2 protein-coding genes are annotated in these 2177 nt (G+C 37.0%); both read left to right on the top strand.

All coding sequences use genetic code 11. The features are described from left to right. Positions 1-212: 212 nt before the first annotated feature. Positions 213-1688: a replicative DNA helicase gene (locus ACFIJL_RS09120; protein WP_375624366.1), complete on the top strand. Its 1476-nt coding sequence runs from the start codon at positions 213-215 to the stop codon at positions 1686-1688. 85 nt (positions 1689-1773) lie between these two features. Continuing rightward, positions 1774-2177: single-stranded DNA-binding protein (gene ssb, locus ACFIJL_RS09115; protein ID WP_375624364.1), on the top strand; the 404-nt coding region annotated here is incomplete at its 3' end.

Genomic DNA, 2177 nt, shown 5'->3' with positions numbered 1-2177 from the left:
AAAAAAGCCGCGTCCTTTAAGACACGGCTTTTATGATCAAAACAGCTAGCGATCTAAATAAACGATTAAAATAACCAATCGAAATATAAAAGAACATCTTTTTATTGCACAAAACGTATCAAAACGCAAGCTGTTAAGTAAAATAAAAATGGGATTCACACTGTAGATTCAGTGATTTATAATTATCATTTATCAAATCAATTTAAATCATAATGAATAAAATGAGCGCTGTTAAATTACCTTCTTTTCAAACAGAAGAACAATCTTCTTTTCGTCAACTTCCCCATAATATTGAAGCAGAGAAAGCTTTGCTGGGTGCTATCATTATCAATAATAATGCTCTTGATAGCGTTTCTGATTTTTTAAAAGCAGAGCACTTTTTTGAACCGTTGCATCAAAGGCTTTTTGATATCATCTCACAAATTATTCAAAAGGGAAGAGTTGCAGATCCCATTACTATTAAGCCCTTTGTTGAAAATGATGCGAAAATTGGTGACATCACTGTATATAATTACGTGGTGCGTTTAGCTACCGAGGCAGTCACAATCATTAATACTAAAGATTATGGAAGCGTCATTTATGATCTGTTTATCCGACGCTCTTTAATTAACCTTGGCACTCAAGTTGTGAATAGAGCTTATGATGTTTCTGTAGAACTTACAACATCACAACAAATTGAAACTGTTGAAAATCAGTTGTTTGAATTGGCAGAAAAGGGAAAATACGGGGGTGGGTTTGAAAACTTTAATACAGCCATTGCAAAAGCACTTAACATGGCAAGTGCAGCGAAAAAGCGTTCCTCAAGGCTCTCAGGGATAGCTACCCATATCAAAACACTTGATGAGAAAATGGGAGGGTTACAAGCATCTGATTTGATTATCCTTGCGGGGCGCCCTGCTATGGGGAAGACCTCTCTGGCTACCAATATTGCTTTTAATATTGCCAATGCTTGCAAGCGTCATGATAACAGCCAAGCCAATGAAGGGGGTATTGTTGGTTTCTTTTCACTTGAGATGTCAACAGAACAGCTTGCAACTCGTATTATCTCAGAGCAAATAAAGGTTTCTTCTTCTGATATGCGCCGTGGTAATATCTCAGAAGAGCAATTTACCAACATCATTCACGCAATGCGCTCCTTACAAACAATCCCTCTTTATATTGATCAAACGGGTGGTGTATCCCTTGCACAATTGTCCGCCCGTGCAAGGCGTCTTAAACGACAACATGGTCTAGATGTCTTGATTATCGATTATATCCAACTCATGACAAGTGGTTCAAAGCGTTCATTAGAAAACCGCGTTCAAGAAATTACAGCCATTACCACCGGATTAAAAGCACTTGCAAAAGAACTCAATATTCCCATCATTGCTCTGTCACAACTTTCACGTCAAGTTGAAAACCGAACCGATAAACGTCCACAATTATCCGATTTACGTGAATCTGGTTCAATCGAGCAAGATGCCGACATTGTTCTGTTCGTTTATCGTGAAGAATATTATCTCAAAAATGAAGAACCAAAAGAAGGCACTGCTGAGTATAGCAAATGGCAAGAGGCAATGGAGCAAGCCAAGGGTAAAGCCGAGGTTATTATAGCAAAACAACGCCATGGTCCGACAGGAATCGTTCCCCTTGCATTTCAATCCGATTTTACACGCTTTAGTGATTTAGCACATAATGTAAAACATTAAATAATTGTTATTAGCTAACTGAAAATATTGTAAAAACATATAAAACATGTTATGATTTTTACATCATTTAATGGGACTTACAAACATGCTTAATAAAGTGATTTTAATTGGTCATTTAGGTGCCAATCCAGAAAGCAAAACTATGCCTTCTGGTGGTGAGGTGGTCAATTTTCGAATGGCAACGTCTGAGAGCTATACAGATAAAAATACTCATCAAAAAGTAGAGAAAACTGAATGGCATTCAGTTGTGATTTTTAATCCACATTTGGCAAAAATTGCACTTCAGTATCTAAACAAAGGTTCAAAAGTTTACGTAGAAGGAAAATTACAGACACGCAAATGGCAAGATAAAAACGGTGTTGATCGCTATGTAACAGAAGTCATATTGCCTCAGTACAAAGGCGAGTTAAAGCTTTTAGATGGCAAAAATGATGATAATCAAGATCAGTCATCTGCTTATGACAGAAGCATTTACAGACCTCTTGATAC

This window comes from Bartonella sp. TT119HLJHH (assembly GCF_042193385.1).
In the GTDB taxonomy this organism is placed as follows: Bacteria; Pseudomonadota; Alphaproteobacteria; order Rhizobiales; family Rhizobiaceae; genus Bartonella.
This window is presented reverse-complemented; position numbering and strand designations above follow the sequence as displayed.

What these genes read in the sequence shown, in the direction of transcription:
- ACFIJL_RS09120 (WP_375624366.1), top strand. Translation starts at nt 213, where the DNA reads ATGAATAAAATGAGCGCTGTTAAATTACCTTCTTTTCAAACAGAAGAA.